This window comes from Mycolicibacterium thermoresistibile, assembly GCF_900187065.1.
Taxonomy (GTDB): Bacteria; Actinomycetota; Actinomycetes; order Mycobacteriales; family Mycobacteriaceae; genus Mycobacterium; species Mycobacterium thermoresistibile.
Genome location: NZ_LT906483.1, coordinates 1,367,208 through 1,383,261, shown reverse-complemented (window position 1 = coordinate 1,383,261; position 16,054 = coordinate 1,367,208). Strand labels below are relative to the sequence as shown.

At 69.8% G+C, this 16,054-nt stretch carries 15 protein-coding genes; 10 read left to right on the top strand and 5 right to left on the bottom strand.

Going from position 1 to position 16,054, the window contains the following annotated elements; all coding sequences use genetic code 11:
• Positions 1–26: 26 nt before the first annotated feature.
• A complete protein-coding gene (locus tag CKW28_RS06405) occupies positions 27–908 on the top strand; it encodes an SDR family NAD(P)-dependent oxidoreductase (RefSeq protein ID WP_040548580.1) in 882 nt (293 codons plus the stop codon).
• On the opposite strand, the gene CKW28_RS06400 is transcribed toward CKW28_RS06405, so the two are convergent.
• The gene (locus CKW28_RS06400; RefSeq protein WP_003927892.1) at positions 895–1,707 is read right to left on the bottom strand and encodes an enoyl-CoA hydratase/isomerase family protein; all 813 of its coding nucleotides are present in this window, start codon (positions 1,705–1,707) and stop codon (positions 895–897) included. The two genes, CKW28_RS06405 and CKW28_RS06400, sit on opposite strands and share 14 nt — an antisense overlap.
• Before the next feature lie 84 nt (positions 1,708–1,791).
• Between CKW28_RS06400 and CKW28_RS06395 the strand changes: the two genes are divergently transcribed.
• From CKW28_RS06395 to CKW28_RS06370, 6 genes are read left to right on the top strand one after another with little or no spacing between them, the layout of a single operon-like run.
• Positions 1,792–3,042, top strand: a complete 1,251-nt coding sequence (locus tag CKW28_RS06395; RefSeq protein ID WP_003927893.1) for a hotdog family protein — start codon at positions 1,792–1,794, stop codon at positions 3,040–3,042.
• Entirely contained in the window at positions 3,039–3,845 is an 807-nt protein-coding gene (locus tag CKW28_RS06390; RefSeq protein ID WP_003927894.1) for an enoyl-CoA hydratase/isomerase family protein, read from the top strand. The genes CKW28_RS06395 and CKW28_RS06390 overlap by 4 nt, the downstream gene beginning before the upstream one ends.
• Complete coding sequence (locus CKW28_RS06385; protein WP_003927895.1) at positions 3,842–5,092, top strand: acyl-CoA dehydrogenase family protein; 1,251 nt, start codon at positions 3,842–3,844, stop codon at positions 5,090–5,092. Before CKW28_RS06390 ends, CKW28_RS06385 begins: the two co-directional genes overlap by 4 nt.
• Positions 5,093–5,099: 7 nt before the next feature.
• Complete coding sequence (locus CKW28_RS06380) at positions 5,100–5,813, top strand: enoyl-CoA hydratase/isomerase family protein (RefSeq protein ID WP_003927896.1); 714 nt, start codon at positions 5,100–5,102, stop codon at positions 5,811–5,813.
• Positions 5,814–5,824: 11 nt separating this feature from the next.
• Positions 5,825–6,625, top strand: coding sequence for an enoyl-CoA hydratase/isomerase family protein (locus CKW28_RS06375; protein WP_040548663.1), 801 nt, complete (start codon positions 5,825–5,827; stop codon positions 6,623–6,625).
• A complete protein-coding gene (locus tag CKW28_RS06370; RefSeq protein WP_003927898.1) occupies positions 6,622–8,079 on the top strand; it encodes a class I adenylate-forming enzyme family protein in 1,458 nt (485 codons plus the stop codon). Before CKW28_RS06375 ends, CKW28_RS06370 begins: the two co-directional genes overlap by 4 nt.
• A gap of 52 nt (positions 8,080–8,131) precedes the next feature.
• Here the strand turns inward: CKW28_RS06370 and CKW28_RS06365 are convergent, their stop codons facing one another.
• The 4 genes from CKW28_RS06365 to CKW28_RS06350 are packed head-to-tail and all read right to left on the bottom strand — an operon-like array spanning position 8,132 to position 13,067.
• Positions 8,132–9,685 carry a class I adenylate-forming enzyme family protein gene (locus CKW28_RS06365; protein WP_003927899.1) on the bottom strand — a complete coding sequence of 518 codons (1,554 nt, stop codon included), beginning with the start codon at positions 9,683–9,685 and terminating at the stop codon, positions 8,132–8,134.
• Entirely contained in the window at positions 9,682–10,923 is a 1,242-nt protein-coding gene (locus CKW28_RS06360) for an acyl-CoA dehydrogenase family protein (RefSeq protein ID WP_050812105.1), read from the bottom strand. The genes CKW28_RS06365 and CKW28_RS06360 overlap by 4 nt, the downstream gene beginning before the upstream one ends.
• Positions 10,869–11,870 carry an acyl-CoA dehydrogenase family protein gene (locus tag CKW28_RS06355; RefSeq protein ID WP_003927901.1) on the bottom strand — a complete coding sequence of 334 codons (1,002 nt, stop codon included), beginning with the start codon at positions 11,868–11,870 and terminating at the stop codon, positions 10,869–10,871. The genes CKW28_RS06360 and CKW28_RS06355 overlap by 55 nt, the downstream gene beginning before the upstream one ends.
• Before the next feature lie 6 nt (positions 11,871–11,876).
• Complete coding sequence (locus CKW28_RS06350; RefSeq protein ID WP_003927902.1) at positions 11,877–13,067, bottom strand: amidohydrolase family protein; 1,191 nt, start codon at positions 13,065–13,067, stop codon at positions 11,877–11,879.
• A 148-nt stretch (positions 13,068–13,215) separates the two neighbouring features.
• Between CKW28_RS06350 and CKW28_RS06345 the strand changes: the two genes are divergently transcribed.
• The 3 genes from CKW28_RS06345 (at position 13,216) to CKW28_RS06335 (ending at position 16,005) form a co-directional block, all read left to right on the top strand.
• Positions 13,216–14,352 carry an acyl-CoA dehydrogenase family protein gene (locus CKW28_RS06345; protein ID WP_040548583.1) on the top strand — a complete coding sequence of 379 codons (1,137 nt, stop codon included), beginning with the start codon at positions 13,216–13,218 and terminating at the stop codon, positions 14,350–14,352.
• Positions 14,353–14,381: 29 nt separating this feature from the next.
• Entirely contained in the window at positions 14,382–15,284 is a 903-nt protein-coding gene (locus CKW28_RS06340; protein WP_003927904.1) for an LLM class F420-dependent oxidoreductase, read from the top strand.
• Between the two features lie 64 nt (positions 15,285–15,348).
• Entirely contained in the window at positions 15,349–16,005 is a 657-nt protein-coding gene (locus tag CKW28_RS06335; protein ID WP_040548669.1) for a cysteine hydrolase family protein, read from the top strand.
• Positions 16,006–16,054 lie beyond the last annotated feature (49 nt).

Genomic DNA, 16,054 nt, shown 5'->3' with positions numbered 1-16,054 from the left:
ACTATCGCAAATGTAACCTCTCAGGCATGCGAACAATGACTTTCGACAATGAAGTCGCCATCGTCACGGGCGCGGGCCGCGGTCTCGGACGGTGTCACGCCCTCGAATTGGCCCGCCGCGGCGCGCGTGTGGTGGTCAACGACGTCGGCAGCGACGTCGATGGCACCGGCGCGTCCGCGTCGGCGGCCCAGGCGGTCGTCGACGAGATCACCGCCGCCGGCGGCACCGCCGTCGCCAGCACCGACTCGGTGGCCACCCCCGAGGGCGGCGCCGCGATCGTAAAGACCGCGATGGAGGCGTTCGGCCGGGTCGACATCCTGGTCAACAATGCCGGCATCCTGCGCGACGCGGCGTTCAAGAACATGACGCCGCAGCAGGTGGCCGCGGTGCTCGACGTGCACCTGGCCGGGGCGTTCCACGTCACTCGGGCGGTGTGGCCGATCATGCGCGAGGCGAACCACGGCCGGATCATCCAGACCAGTTCCGGCACCGGACTGTTCGGCAACTTCGGCCAGGCCAACTACGGCGCCGCCAAGATGGGGTTGATCGGGATGATGCACGTGCTGGCGATCGAGGGCGCCCGCGACAACATCGCCGTCAACGCGATCGCGCCGATCGCCCGGACCCGGATGACCGAGGACATCATGGGCGAGGCAGGCAAGGCGATGGATCCGGAACTGGTGACGCCGGTGGTGATCTATCTGGCGCATCGCGACTGCGACCGCACCGCCCACATCTACTCCGTCGGCGGGGGCAAGGTGTCGCGGGTGTTCATCGGCGTGAGCGAGGGAATAGCCCACCCCGCACTCACGCCGGAGTCGGTGGCGGCCGCCATCGATGAGATCGACGACCCGTCGTCGTTCACCATCCGGGGTGGGCCGGTCCGGGTCGACGTCAGTACCCGTTGAACCGCGGTTCGCGCCGTTCGGCGAAGGCACACAGCCCCTCCTGCAGGTCCCGGGTGGTCGAGACGATCTCCTGCGCCCAGGCCTCCTCGGTGAAGGCACGGTCCCGGCTCGACTCCGAGGACACCGCGAGCAGCCGTTTGGTCAGCGACAGCATCACCGTCGGGCCGGCCGCCAGGCGACGCGCCAGCTCGAGCGCGGACGGATACACGGCATCCGGCGCCACCACCCGGTTGACCAGCCCGAGCTGCTCACACCTCGCGGCGTCGACGGGTTCGCCCAACATGAGCAGTTCGGTGGCGCGGCGCAACCCGACGATGCGGGTCAGCAGGTACACCGCACCGGAGTCGGGCAGGATGCCGCGCGCCACGAACGGTTCGACCAGCATCGCCCGCTCCGACATCACCACGAGATCGGCCGCGAGCACGAGGCCGGCGCCCGCACCCGCCGCGGTGCCGTTGACCGCGGCCACCACCGGCTTGGCGCAGTCGAGGATCGATGCGACCAACCGCTGCCAGCCCTGTTGCAGCAACCGGGCGACATCCCCCGGCCTGCGCTGCCCGGGCCGGGAATCGGCCGAGATTCCCGCACCCGTGCAGAAGTGGCGGCTCCCGGCCGCCGTCAACAGCACCGCACGCACGGCAGGGTCCCGGTCAGCGTCCCGGATCGCCTCGGTGAGTGCATCACGAGCCAAGGGCGACAACGAATTCCCGACATCGACCCGATCGATGGTGATCCTTCGCACCCCGTCGCCGTCGGTGACCACACCGATTCCCGGCTGCTCGTCGGCCATGTCTGCCATTGCGCCCCCTGCGTTAACGCGCATTCTCACTTTTCGGGTATCTTATTTCCACTGCCGCGGATCCGGCGTCGAAGGAGGACATTCGTGACGGCGACCGGTCGGATCACCGATGAAGGCCTGGCCCGATTGCGCGCCACCATCGGTATCGCGGTTCCGCACCCCCAGCCACCCCATTACCGGCGCCCCAATGAGGACTGCTTCCGGCAGGTCGCCGAGTGCTACGGCGATCCCAATCCGCTCTGGTGCGATCCGGAGTATGCGGCCAAGACCCGCTGGGACGGGTCGATCGCACCCCCGGCGCTCGTCGGCGGTGACACCCTTGTCGGCGAGAACGAGGTGACCACGCTCTCCGACAGAGAGCGCGAGCTGACCAAGGGCGATCCGCTGCGCGGGGTGCACGCGTTCTACGCCTCATCGATGCGGGAGTGGTGGGCACCGCTGTATGCCGACCGGCGGGTGTTCCGGCGCAACGCGCTGGTGGCTGCGCTGGACAAGCGCAGCGACTTCGCCGGCCGCGCCGTGCACGAGTGGACCGCCGAGGTGTTCCGCGACGAGGCGGGCACGCTACTCGGCGCCCAGTACCGCAACATGATCCGCACCGAACGGTCCCGCGCCCGCAGCCGGCGCAAGTACGACGACATCGAGCCGAAGACCTGGACACCGGAGGAGATCGCCGAGATCGACGCCCGGTACGCGGCCGAACACCCGCGCGGCGCCGAACCCCGCTGGTGGGAGGACGTCGCCGAGGGCGACACCCTCGGCCCGCTGACCAAGGGTCCGCTCACCGTCACCGACATGGTCTGCTGGCACGTCGGCATGGGCATGGGCCTCTACGGCGTGCGGCCGCTACGGCTGGCCTGGCAGAACCGCCGGCGCATCCCCCGCTTCTACACCCCCGATGCGCAGGGCGTACCCGATGTCGCGCAGCGTGTGCACTGGGATCCCGGGGCGGCGCGTGACGTCGGCAATCCCACCACCTTCGACTACGGCCGGATGCGGGAGACCTGGCTGATCCACCTGTGCACGGACTGGATGGGTGATGACGGCTGGTTGTGGCGACTCGACTGCGAGTTCCGGCGATTCAACTACGTCGGCGATCTGCACACCATCACCGGCACGGTGGCGCGCAAGTACCTCGCCGACGGTGACCGGCCCGCCGTCGACCTCGATCTCGCCGCCACCAACCAGCGCGGGGAGGTCACCACACCCGGCCACGCCACCGTCCTGCTGCCGAGTCGGCGCCACGGGCCGGTCCGACTGCCCGACCCGCCCGGCGGCGCCGACACTCTCACCGGTGTCCTGCAGGCCGTGATCGCGGAGTTCGAGCACCGATGAGTTACGCCGGTGTTCCCGGGCTGCGGGCCACGCTCGACGGGCCGGTGCTGCGCCTGACGCTGGATCGCGCCGACCGGCGCAATGCCGTCAACGACGTGATGCTCGACGCGATGGTGACCGCGATCGCGGCGTCCAACACCGACGAACGGGTGCGCGTCATCGCACTCGACGCGGCCGGACCCGACTTCTGCGCGGGTACGGATCTGATCGCCAACGCCGCGCGGTCCGACCGCAAACCGCGCGTGGGCAGCACCCAGCGGCGGCTGCCGCACAAGGCGAACCGGCTCATCGCGGTGATGACGGAGACCCAGGTGCCGATCGTGGCCGTGGTGCGCGGCTGGTCCACCGGGCTGGGCTTCCACCTCGCGCTGGCAGCCGATTTCTGTGTCGCCGCAACCGATGCCCGGTTCTGGGAACCCTTCATGGCGCGCGGATTCACTCCCGACAGCGGCGCCACCTGGTTGCTGCCGCGGCTCATCGGGTTGGCCCGCAGCCGCCGTCTGCTCATGCTCGGTGAGGAGATCTCCGGCGCGACCGCCGCCGAGTGGGGGATCATCCACGCCGCCCACCCCGACGACGAGTTGTCCGAGGCCGCCGAGGAGTTGGTCGCACGGCTGGCACAGGCGCCCACGGTCGCGCTGGGTCTGACCAAGTGGCTGCTGCAGACCGGCAACGGCCTGGACCGGGACCGCCAACTGCACAACGAGGCGATGGCGCTGGAACTCGCTTTCCGCAGCGACGATTTCAAGGAAGGACTGGCGGCATTCCGGGACAGACGCGAAGCACGGTTTCGGGGCCGATGAACGCACGACTACCGATCACCGCCGCCACCCCGGTCGACGACGCCGTGGCCGCCGTCGAGGACTGGGTCGCAGCCCACGTGCCCGAGCACTGGCGCGCGGCGGCGGCCGAAGGTCCCGCGGCGCTGCGTGCGGTCCGCTCCCCCGATCAGTACCGGCAGTGGTATCCGACATTCGCCCGGTCGGGCCTGGTGGTGCCGACCTGGGCCCCCGAGTATGGCGGACTCGGACTGGCTCCGGCAACGGCGCGGGCCGTCGAGCGGGTGCTGGCACCGCTGCGGTTGACCCGGCTGAACCCGTTGGGCCTCAACAACGCTGCCGCAGCACTGTTCAGCCACGGCACCGAGGAGCAGCGGCGGCGCTTCCTGCCCCCGATCGTGCGCAACGAAGAGGTGTGGTGTCAGCTGTTCAGCGAACCCGGCGCCGGGTCGGACCTCGCGTCGCTGGCCACCCGGGCGGTGCCCGACGGTGACGAGTGGGTGGTGACCGGGCAGAAGGTGTGGACCACCTGGGCCGACGTCGCCGATTTCGCGATCCTGTTGGCCCGCACCGATCCCGATGCCCCCAAACACGCCGGCATCACCTACTTCGCGCTGGACATGCATCAGCCCGGCGTCGAGGTTCGGCCGCTGCGCCAGATCACCGGTGAGGCCGAGTTCAACGAGGTGTTCCTCGACGGCGCCCGGATTCCGGATGCGCACCGCATCGGCGCGGTCAACGACGGGTGGCGGGTGAGCGCGTCGACGCTGACCAGTGAGCGGCAGATGGTGTCCGGATCGGGGTCCGGCGGGATGGGCCGACTCGGCGGTTCCAGCGCCGAACGGCTGATCGAGGTCGCCAAGGCACACGGACGGTGGGACGACCCCGTCGTGCGCACCAAGGTGGCGCGGTTGTGGGCGCAGGAGAAGATCCGCGGATGGACCAACGATCGTGTCCGGGCGGCACTCTCGGCCGGTCAGACGCCGGGTCCGGCATCGTCGATCGGCAAGGTGCACCAGGCCACGCTCAACCAGCAGATCCAGGACCTGATGGTGGATCTGCTGGGCACCGCAGCATTGGCGTGGGAGCCTTCCGAGAACCCCGACGCGCTGCCCCGCGAGGTGCACGGCATGATGCGCAGCCTCGCCAACAGCACCGAGGGCGGTACCACCGACATCAACAAGAACATCCTCGGTGAGCGGGTGCTCGGCCTGCCCAAGGAACCCGATCCGGGGAAGGGCAAGCCGTGGAAGGACATTCCGAGGTCGTGAGCGGGTCATGACCGACTATCAGCGCCTCGTCGTCGACAAGGACGGCCACATCGGCTGGTTGATCCTCAATCGTCCGGAGGCCGGAAACGCCTTCGACGCGCGCATGCTCGACGAACTGGAACTGGCCTGGGCCGAATTCGACGCCGATCCGGAGGTGCGGGTGATCATCAACACCGCCAACGGCACACCGTTCTGCACCGGGATGGACGTCGTGCAGGTGGCGCGGGACAAGGACGCGATGCGCCTGCACTCGCGGCGCACCCGCGACGCGGAGTTGAAGATCTCCTCCTGGCACTGCGGGGTGGCCAAACCGGTGATCGCCGCGGTCAACGGGGTGTGCGCCGGCGGTGGCCTGCACCTGGTCGCCGACGCCGACATCGTGATCGCCGCCGAGTCGGCGACGTTCGTCGACCCGCACGTCTCGGTCGGACAGGCCGTCGCGTACGAGGCGATCACCCTGCTGCGCAAATCCCCGATGGAGGCGATCACCCGGATGGCGCTGTGCGGCCGGGGCGAACGGATCTCGGCACACCGCGCCTACCAGCTCGGGATTCTGTCCGAGGTGGTGGCCGACGACCAGTTGCGGCCCGCCGCGGCGGCGCTGGCGGCCAAGATCGCGGCGAACTCGCCGGCTGCGGTGCAGGCCACCAAGAAGGCCCTGTGGCGTTCCCTCGAAGTGGGTCTGACCCGGGCCCGTACCGATGTGATGGAGGTTCGGTGAGCGTCGACCCGATGCCGTACCAGCGGTTGATCGTCGAACGGCGGGGTCCGGTCGGCTGGATCATCAACAACCGGCCGGATCGGCTCAACGCCTACGACTCGGTGATGCGCGCCGAGTTCCCCCGCGCCTGGGCCGAACTCGACCACGACCCGCAGGTGCGGGTGATCGTGCACACCGGCAACGGGCGGGCGTTCTGCGCCGGCGCGGATGTCTCGGATCTCGACGCCACGGGCATCGAGCAGTTCCGGGAGACCATGCGCACCCTGGACCTGCGGCTGACCGCCTGGCACATGAACGTCGGCAAGCCGGTGATCACCGCCGTCAACGGGGCGTGCGCGGGCGGGGGCCTGCACTGGGTGGCCGACGCCGACATCGTCATCGCCGCCTCCGACGCCACCTTCGTCGACCCGCACGTGAGCCTCGGGCAGGTCAGCGCGCTGGAGACGATCGGGTTGATGCGCCGCATGCCCGCCGAGGCGGTGTTCCGGATGGCGCTGGTGGGCAGCCACGAACGGCTGACCGCCCAACGCGCCTACGAACTGGGCATGATCAGCCAGGTCGTCGATCCGCCCGAGCGACTGCGGGAGGTCGCCCAGGAGCTCGCCGAGAAGATCGCGCGCAACTCGCCCGCCGCGATGCGGGCCACCAAACGCGCGCTGTGGGGCGCGTTGGAGCACGGGCTGACCGACGCCTGCCGGGAGGGTGCGAAACACCTGACGTCGATGTGGGGGCATCCGGACCAGGACGAGGGACCGCGCGCGTTCGCCGAGAAGCGCACCCCGCAATGGCAGCCGCTGGAGGTCGAGTCGTGACGCTGGCCGATCTGCTCGACGGGGTGCCCGAGATCGCGGTGCACACGTTGCGTGCCGACGTGTCGCGCGACGCGCTGGCAGCCGGCGCCGACCGGCTCGCCGGGGTCCTTCGCGACCTCGGGATGTCGACCGGTGAGGTGGTGGCGGTGATGTTGCCCAACGAGGCCCGGACGGTCGCGGCGCTGTTCGGGGTGTGGCGGGCCGGCGGTGTCCACACCCCGCTGAACCCGCGGGCCGCCGACGCCGAGCTGAGATCGCAGCTCGAGGTTCTCACACCGAGCGTGATCGTCACCGACGATCAGCTCGCCGGCCGGTTCGCCGACTTCGGCCCGCCGGTGGTGACCGGCGGTGGGCTGGACTGGTCGGTGGCCCGACCCGGCTCCGCACCGGCCGAACGGCGTTTCGACGCCGATGTGGCGCTGCTGCAGTTCACCTCCGGCACCACCGGGCCGCCGAAACCGGTGCCGTTGCTGCACTCCAACGTGCTGGATCTCATCGATCGACTGCTCGCCAAACTGCGTGGCGGGTCGCGCGGGTCGCGCGGCCGCGCCCCGATGCCGAACCTGGTGCCGCTGTCGTTGTCGCTGTGGGCGGGGATCTACCAGGTGCTGTTCGCGTTTCGCGCCGGCTCCGGTGTGGTGTTGATGGACAAGTTCTCCCCCGGCGAGTTCGCCGCGCTGGTCAAACGGCACCAGCTGCGCTCGACGGTGCTGCCGCCGGCGGCGCTGACCATGGTGCTGCACGACGAGTCGGTGACCGATCTGTCGCCGCTGCGGATCGTCCGGTCGATCACCGCGCCGCTGTCGCCGGTGCACGCCCGCCAATTCATGGACAGGTTCGGTGTGCTGGTGCTCAACTCGTACGGTCAGACCGAGCTCGGCGGCGAGGTGGTCGGCTGGACCGCCGCCGATGCACGCGAGTGGGGCGAGGCGAAGCTCGGCTCGGTGGGACGGCCGCTGCCCGGTATCGACGTCACCATCGTCGACGACGAGGTGCTGGTGCGCACCCCGACCACGCTGGCGCGCAGGATCGACCCGGCGTTTGCCGACCGGCTCACCGACGACGGGTGGTTCCACACCGGCGATCTCGGGTGGCTCGACGAGGACGGGTTCCTGTGGCTCGACGGCCGGGTGTCGGACATGATCAACCGCGGCGGGCTCAAGGTGTTTCCCGGCACGGTGGAGGACGTGCTGGTCGCCGCCGACGGGGTGCGGGAGGCCGCGGTGGTCGGGGTGCCCGACGACCGGCTCGGCGAGGTGCCGTGGGCGTTCGTGGTGCGCGCCGGCGAACGCGTCACCGAGGAGGATCTGCGGGCGTGGTGCCGCGAGCGGTTGACGCCCTACCGCATCCCGGCGCGGTTCGTGTTCGTCGACGAGTTGCCCCGCAACGAGGTCGGCAAGGTGGTCAAGCGCGATCTGGCCGCGCGGGCCGCCGACCTAGTGCAGCGAACGTGAAGCCGCTGCGGCGAAACGGCGTGATTTCCGCAGTGGTTTCACGTTCGCGGGTTCACCCTCCGAAACGCTTGCGCAGCTCGGCTTTGAGAACCTTGCCGGTGAGGTTGCGCGGCAGCGCGTCGACGAACTCGACGCGTTCGGGGAACTTGAACCGTGCCACCCCGTTTATCCGGCAGTGCTCGGCCAGGTCCTCGAGCGTGACCGGTTGCTCACCGGTGGGGACGACCACGGCGCACACCCGCTCGCCGGTGCGGGGATCCGGCACCCCGATCACCGCGACATCGGCGACACCCGGATGGGTGGCCAGCACGCCCTCGATCTCCAGCGCGGAGATGTTCTCGGCGTTGCGGATGATCGCGTCCTTGATCCGGCCGGTGACCACCACGTTTCCGGCAGCGTCGATGCGACCGCGGTCGCCGCTGCGGAACCAGCCGTCGGCGTCGAAGGCGTCGTCGTCGAGCGCGGAGTCGACATAGCCGAGGAAGCACTGCGGACCCTTCAGCCGCAGTTCGCCCTCCTCGCCGGGCTCGACCTCGCGGCCGTCGTCACCGACCACCCGCACCCGCACGCCCGAGACCGGCGGTCCGACGGTGTGGTCGAGCACCGCCGGATCGGCATCCGGCGGCGGTGAGGTCGCGACCGGAAACTCGGTCAGGCCCCAGGAATTCGCGATGCCCGCCACCCCGAAGGTGTCCCGCACCCGGCGGCCGAGTTCGGGGGTGATCGGTGCGCCGCCGGCCACACACGCGCGCAGCGCCGGGAACAGCGGGCGCTCACCGTGGCGCCGCTGCGCGGCCATGTAGGCCACATAGAACGGCGTCGCGGTGCCCAGCAGCGTGGGCCGGTGCCGAGCGATCGCCAACGGAGTGGCCTCCGGGTCGAACACGTCGAACAACACCAGGCGCATCCCGGTCAGCAGGCTCGCCGCCAGCATCGCCGCGCCACCGATGTGCGAGATCGGGAACGCTATCGGATTGACGTCGTCGCTGGTCGCGCCGATCATCCCGACCACGCCCGCGGAACCGGCCATCACCGACCGGTCGGTGTGGCACACGCCTTTCGGGGCGGCGGTGGTGCCCGACGAGTAGTAGATCCAGCGGGCCTCGTCACCGGATGCCGGCGCGGGCGGCAGCGACGACGTCTCCCCCACCGGCAGCCGCAGCGCCGGCCCGGCCGGATCGGCGCCGTGATCGATCACCATGAACCGCATGTCACGTTCGGCGGCCAGCGATTTCGCCAGTGCCACATGGTCGTGGCCGCGCCAGGTGCCGGGCACGATGAGAACCTCGGTGCTCAACTGCCGGGTGACGAAACCGACCTCGGCCTCCCGCCAGATCGGCAGCACCGGGTTCTGCACCGCCCCCAGCCGCGCCAGCGCGACCATCACCACCATGGTCTCCAGGGTGGTCGGCAGCTGCCAGGACACCACGGTTCCCGGCCCGACCCCGTCGGCCGTCAGGGCGGCCGCGGTGCCCGCCGCGGCGTCGCGCAACTGCGCTGCGGTGAGCCGGCGCCCGAAATCGTCGAGCAGCACGACGCGATCGGGATGCTCGTCGGCGGTCCGCTCGACGAGCCCCCAGAACGTGTCGGTGCGCGCGGGTGTCACGTGGTCGGCAACTTGAGTCGGCGTTTGGCGAGGATGTTACGCATCATCTCCGAGCTGCCGCCGGAGATCGTGTAGGCGCGCGACCACAGCCAGCACTCCCGCAACCGTTGTCTGGCCTGCGCCACCGGGGAGTCCGCCGGCTGGAACGAGGTCCCCCAGGAGGCCAGGTCGGCGCCGTACGCGGCGACGGTGTGATACGTCTCGGCGAAGCTCAGCTTGGCGATCGACGAGTCGCCGGGCTGTTCCCTGCCGTTGATCAGCTGTTCGACGTGGTCGTCGATGAAGGCCTTGGCGACCTCGACCTCCACCGCCAGCTCGGCGATGCGCTGCCGGATGTCGGCCACCTCGATCGCGGGCCTGCCGTCCACCTGCAGGTGGCGCGCCAGGGTGAGGAGGTCGTCGATGAGCAACTCGAGCAGGATCACGTTGCCCCCGATGCCGAACCGCTCGAAGTCCAGCCCGGCCATGATGATCGACCAGCCCTGCCCCTCGGCGCCGATGAGGTTCTCGGCGGGCAACCGCACGTCGGTGAGGAACACCTCGTTGACCTCGATCGCATCGCCGATGGTGCGGATGGGCCGTACCTCCACGCCGGGTGCCGACAACGGCACGACGAACACCGACAGCCCATGATGCCGCACCGCCGCCGGATCCGTGCGCAGCAGCGCCAAACCCATGTCGGCCCAATGACCGTCGGTGATCCAGGTCTTCTGCCCGTCCACCCGCCAGGTGCCGTCGGGCAGGCGCACCGCACGGCTGCGCACCGCCGCGATGTCGCTGCCCGCGTCCGGTTCGCTGAGCAGCTGGCACCACACGTGTTCGCTGCGCCGGATCGCCGGCAGGTAGGTCCGCTTCTGCTCGTCGGACCCGAAATGCAGCAGCACGTGCGCGGCAAGGTTGACCTGGTCGACCGGCCGGGGTGCGCGGGCGCGCAGGATCTCCTCACTGACGATGCGGTCGTAGAGCGGATGGTGGTCGGCCCTCCCGCCGTGTTCGACGGGCCAGTCGGCGCCGATCAGCTTGGCTTCGAACAGTGCCGCGAACCAGGTGCGCAGCTGTTTCTCCTGGGTGGCGTCGACAGGCGCGCGGTGGCCTTCCCGGGCCTGGAACGGCGGCGCGTTCTCGGCGATGAACGTCCGCACCCGCGCCCGGAACTCGTCGAGGTGCTGCGCCGTCGGTCGGGTCACCAGCCCCACACCTCCGCCAGCAGGGTGCGGCTGTCGCGTGCGGTGCCGCATAGAACCGCATCCGTTGCTGCCCGGCGCATCTCGTGGTGCAGCGGATACTCCCAGGTGAACCCGATACCGCCGGACAACTGCATGCACTCGTCGATCGCGGCGGTGGCCCCGGCGGCGACGAACGCGTGCGCGGCCAGCGCATCGGCGGCCGAGCCGGAACGGGCCGCTTTCATGATCATCGCCCGGGCCTTGACCTCGAACACCAACAGGTCCACCAGTCGGTGCTGCACGGCCTGAAAGCTCGCGATCGGCACGCCGAACGCGATGCGCTCCCTGAGGTAGGCGACCAGCCGGGCCAGAGCCCCCGAGAGCGCCCCGAGAGCGTCGGCCCCGATCAGCAGTCGTGCCACGGCGGCGAGCCGGCGGGCCTGCTCCGCGTCTCCGATCATCTGGCCCGCCGCACCGGACACCTCGACGCACCACACCGGCCGGGCCACGTCGAGTGAGTCCGGGTCGGGCCGCCGCACGTGGGCGTCGGTGAGTTCGACCAGCCGGACACCACCGGAGCCCGCGACCACCACCAGCTGTGCGCGTTCACCGGCCGCTATCCGCACCTCCGCACCGCCTGGTGCACCGCCTGCGGCATCGTCGGGGGCATCCTCGGGGGCACCGTCGGGGGCGAAGCCCGCGGGTGTGGCGCCGGCCAGCAGCCCCGGCAGCCACCGCCGACGGACGTCCTCGGACGCCGCGGCGACCGCGGCGGCGGCCATCGCGGTGCCGAACCAGGGCGAGGGGTCTCCGGCCCGGCCCAGTTCCTCGGCGATCACACAGGCCTCGACCGGTCGCCAGCCCGCACCGCCGTGTTGTTCGGCCACGAGCAGCCCGAGCCAGTCCAGCGCGGCCAGGTCGGCGAGCGCAGGGCCCGGTTCGCCGGTACGGCCGTGGCTCGCGGTCAGGAACTCGCGTGCCGAGGACCGGATCAGCTCGAGGTCGACGTCATCGTCCATGTGCGGTCAGGCGCCGAGCAACTCGGCCGCGTTGTCGCGCATGATCCGCCGCTGGGCGGCGGCGTCGAGCGGGTCGAGCAGTTTGACGAAGTCGGCCGGTTCGGCCAAGCCCTCGGCGTGCGGGAAGTCCGAGCCCATGACCAGGCAGTCGTCGTAGCCGAGCCGCTCGACGATGTCGGGGATGTCGTCCTCGGGATAGGGCACCACCCGGACGTGGCGCCGGAAGATCGCCGACGGACGTTCGGTGAGCCTGCCGCCGATCCACGGACCGTTGCGGCCCATGCCGCGGCTCTTGTCCATGTGCCGGAGGAAGTAGGGCACCCATTCGGCGCCGTGTTCGGCGACCAGCACCTTCAGGTCCGGGAAACGGCCGAACAGGTTGTCGAAGATCAGTGCGGAAAGCGTGTCCTCGATCGGCCGCTGGCCGTAGACGTTCATCCACTGCCAGGCCGACATGTGCCACGACGCCGGGTCGGGGTTGTGTCCCCACGCCGGCGAGATCGCGTCGAAGTACCAGAACGGCATGATGTGGTACACCAGCACGCAACCGGCTTCCTGCAGCCGCGCGTAGATCGGGTCGAAGTAGGGATCGCCCGGCGAGCGTCCGTACGCGGGGCCGGTCGGGAGCAGTACGAACTTCGCCCCGGCCTCGATGATCGCCTCGGTCTCGGCCACCGCCAGGTCGCGATCGCGCAGCGACAGCAGGGCGGTGGCGAAGATGCGGTCGTCGTGGTTGAAACCCCACTCCTCGTCGAACCAGCGGTTGAACGACCGCAGATTGGCGTAGAGCGCCTCGGTGTCATCGACGTAGTGCTCGGCGGACAGTGCGAGGCCGCTGGGGTAGATGACCATCCGTTCGACGTTCTGTCTGGCCATGACCTCCAGCCGGGCCGAACGTTCGATGAATTCGGGCCGCATGGGCTGGGGCTCGTAGGTCTCCTCCGGGTTGCCCGAACCCATCTGGCGCAGCATCTCCTTGAGCGAACCCGGGCGGTAGGCCACATCGAGACCGAGCCCGCCCTCGCTGTTGAACGTCGCCACCCGATGCCCCGCGAGGATCACCTCGACACCGTCGGCGCCGCGCACCGTGGTGATCGCGCGATCCTTGAACTTGTCCGGCAGATACCTGGTGAACGCGTCCCGGGTCTCGTAGCAGTGGGTGTCGCAGTCGAAGATTCCGTAGTCGAGGATGGTCACGGCGCCGCTCCGTTCATGCGAGAATGCTTATTCTCCAATTTCAGAAAAGATACTATCCTCAATCGGGAATGCCTATCCCCGGTTGTCCGGAACCGGGCCGCAGCAGGGCGACAGCCACTCGACAAGCACCCGGCGCCGTGAGGAAAGTATGAATGCACCAAGGGAATTCGTCGATCATGCCGGCCTCGCGGAGCTGCGGAGTGCGGTACGCGGATTCCTGCGGACGCATTCACCGAGTACAGCGGTGCGGACCGTGATGGATTCGCCGCCGGGTTACGACTCCCGGGTGTGGCGGGCCCTGGCCGCAGAACTCGGCGTGCTCGGCGTCGCCGTTCCCGACGAGTTCGGCGGGGCGGGGGCCGGCATGCGGGAGCTGGCGGTGGTGTTCGAGGAGACCGGGGCCGCGCTGCTGTGCGCACCGCTGTACGCCACGGCGGGTCTGGCGATTCCGGCGCTGCTCGCCAGCGGGGACCGGGAAGCGATGGCCGACCTGCTGCCCGGCGTCGTGGACGGGTCGACGATCGCGACGGTGGTGTTCAACGATGCGCTGACGGCCTGGGATCCGGCCGCGGTCACCCTGACCGCGCACCGGACCGCCGACGGTCATCGGGTCAACGGTTCGGCGGCGACGGTGCTGGACGGGCACAACGCAGACCTGATCCTGGTGGCCGCGCGCACCGGTGCGGGGCTGTCGTTGCTCGCGGTGCGGGCCGACGCGCCCGGACTGGACCGACGGCCGCTGGCCGGACTGGACCGCACACGCCGGACCGCCCGCCTACGTTTCGACGACGTGCCCGCGCGCCTGATCGGGGCCGACGGCGCCGCGGAACCCTGGCTGGCCCGCACCTACCAGCTGGGCCTCACCGCCCTGGCCGCCGAACAGGTCGGTGGGGCGCAGCGGTGCCTGGACATGGCAGTCGACTACGCCAAGCACCGGATCCAGTTCGGCCGGCCGATCGGCAGCTTCCAGGCCGTCAAGCACCGGTGCGCCGACATGCTGGTGGCCGTGGAGGGCGCCCGGTCGGCCGCCGTGCACGCCGCCGAGGCCGCCGACGGCCACGGCGATCTGCCGACCGCCGCGGCGGTCGCCAAGATGGTCTGTTCGGACGCCTATCTGCAGGCGGCTCTGGACAACCTGCGCATCCACGGGGGGATCGGCTTCACCTGGGAGCACGACGCCCACCTGTACGTCCGGCGGGCCAAGGCCGCCCAATTGATGTTCGGCGGTCCGGACCTGCACGCACAGCACCTCGCCGAGCTCATCGGCACCCCCGGGAAATCCTGACAAATCCTGCACATCCCGAAAGGACGCCCGTGCCCATCTCCTACTCCCTGGAACTGCCCACCCACCGGGTGGAGGCCCCCGACGAATTCGTCAGCGCCGAGGCGATCGCCGAGATCGTGCGGGCGGCGGAGGACTGTGGCTTCTCCGCCGTGCACGTCACCGATCATCCCGCCCCCGATGCCCGATGGCTCGACCACGGCGGACACCACGCGCTCGATCCGTTCGTGGCGCTGTCCTTCGCGGCCGCCGCCACGAGCACCATCCGGCTGCTCACCAACGTCTACATCGCGGCTTACCGGAACCCGTTCCTCGGGGCGAAGTCGGTACAGAGCCTCGATGTGCTCTCCGGCGGCCGGCTCATCCTGGGCACCGCGGCCGGATATCTCAAACCCGAGTTCCGCGCTCTCGGCGTCGATTTCGACAACCGAGGCGCGCTGCTGGATGAGGCACTCGATGTGCTGACCCAGACATTGCGTGGAGACGACGTCGCGTACCAGGGCACCACGTTCTCGTCGCGGGGAGTGCGACTGCGCCCGGTTCCGGAACGGGTTCCGCCGATCTGGATCGGCGGGAACAGCAAGCCGGCGGTGCGGCGCGCGGTGTCACGGTTCCAGGGCTGGGCGCCGTTCAACACGTTCGGCTACGCGACCGCCTCGCGCACCGCGGAGATCTCCACCCTCGACGAGTTGGAGGCGGCGATCTCGTGGGCCCGCTCCTACGCCCGCGAGATCGGCCGCACCGATCCGTTGGACATCTGCTTCTCCGCCGGAAACCTCATCGACGACAACCGCTCGCTCGACGAACGTCAGGCCGGCATCGACCGGATGGCGTCCGCCGGTGTCACCTGGCTGACCGTCGCCCCGGGCGGAGACGACCGCGCCGAGCTCATCGAACGGGCGCGGTCATTCGCCAAGGAGTTCATCCGCGGCTGACGGCCGGTCACCATTCTCGCAATCGGCAGAACTTCGGTTTCCGATCGCGATAATGTTCATTCTCATGCCACAACCCCGTCTCTCGGACCTCATCGACCCCCGCTCGACCGCCCTGGTCACCCAGGAATGCCAGGGCGGCGTCATCGGCCCCCAGGCCGGCCTGCCCCATCTCGCCGCGGAGGCGCAGCGAGAGGCGATCCCCAACATCGGCAAGCTGCTCGACGCGGCCCGCAGTGCCGGCGTGACCGTTGTGCACTGCCTCATCCAGCGCCGCCCGGACGGTCGCGGCTCGAACACCAACGCCCGCCTGTTCGCCGCCGCCACATCGTTCGACGCCGACCTGACGCCGGGCACCCCGGGCGCGTCGGTGCTACCCGAATTCGGCCCGGAGCCAGAAGATCTGGTCCTCACCCGGATGCACGGGGTGGGCCCCATGACCGGCACCGACCTGGATTCGGTGCTGCGTAATCTCGGAATCGAAACGATTGTCGGAGTTGGCGTTTCGGTCAACATCGCGATCCCGAACTTCGTCATGGACGCGGTCAACCGCGGCTACCGGTTCGTACTCCCCCGCGATGCGGTCGCCGGATATCCGCGGGAGTACGCCGAGGCGGTGATCGACAACAGCCTGGCTCTGCTCGCGACGGTCACCTCCACCGACGAGGTGACGGGCGTGTGGAACGGCGCCACCGACCGCCGTCTGGATGTCGACACGCGATAGTGATAACGTTCATTTCCATTCACCGTAAACGGTCATATCCGCAGGAGGC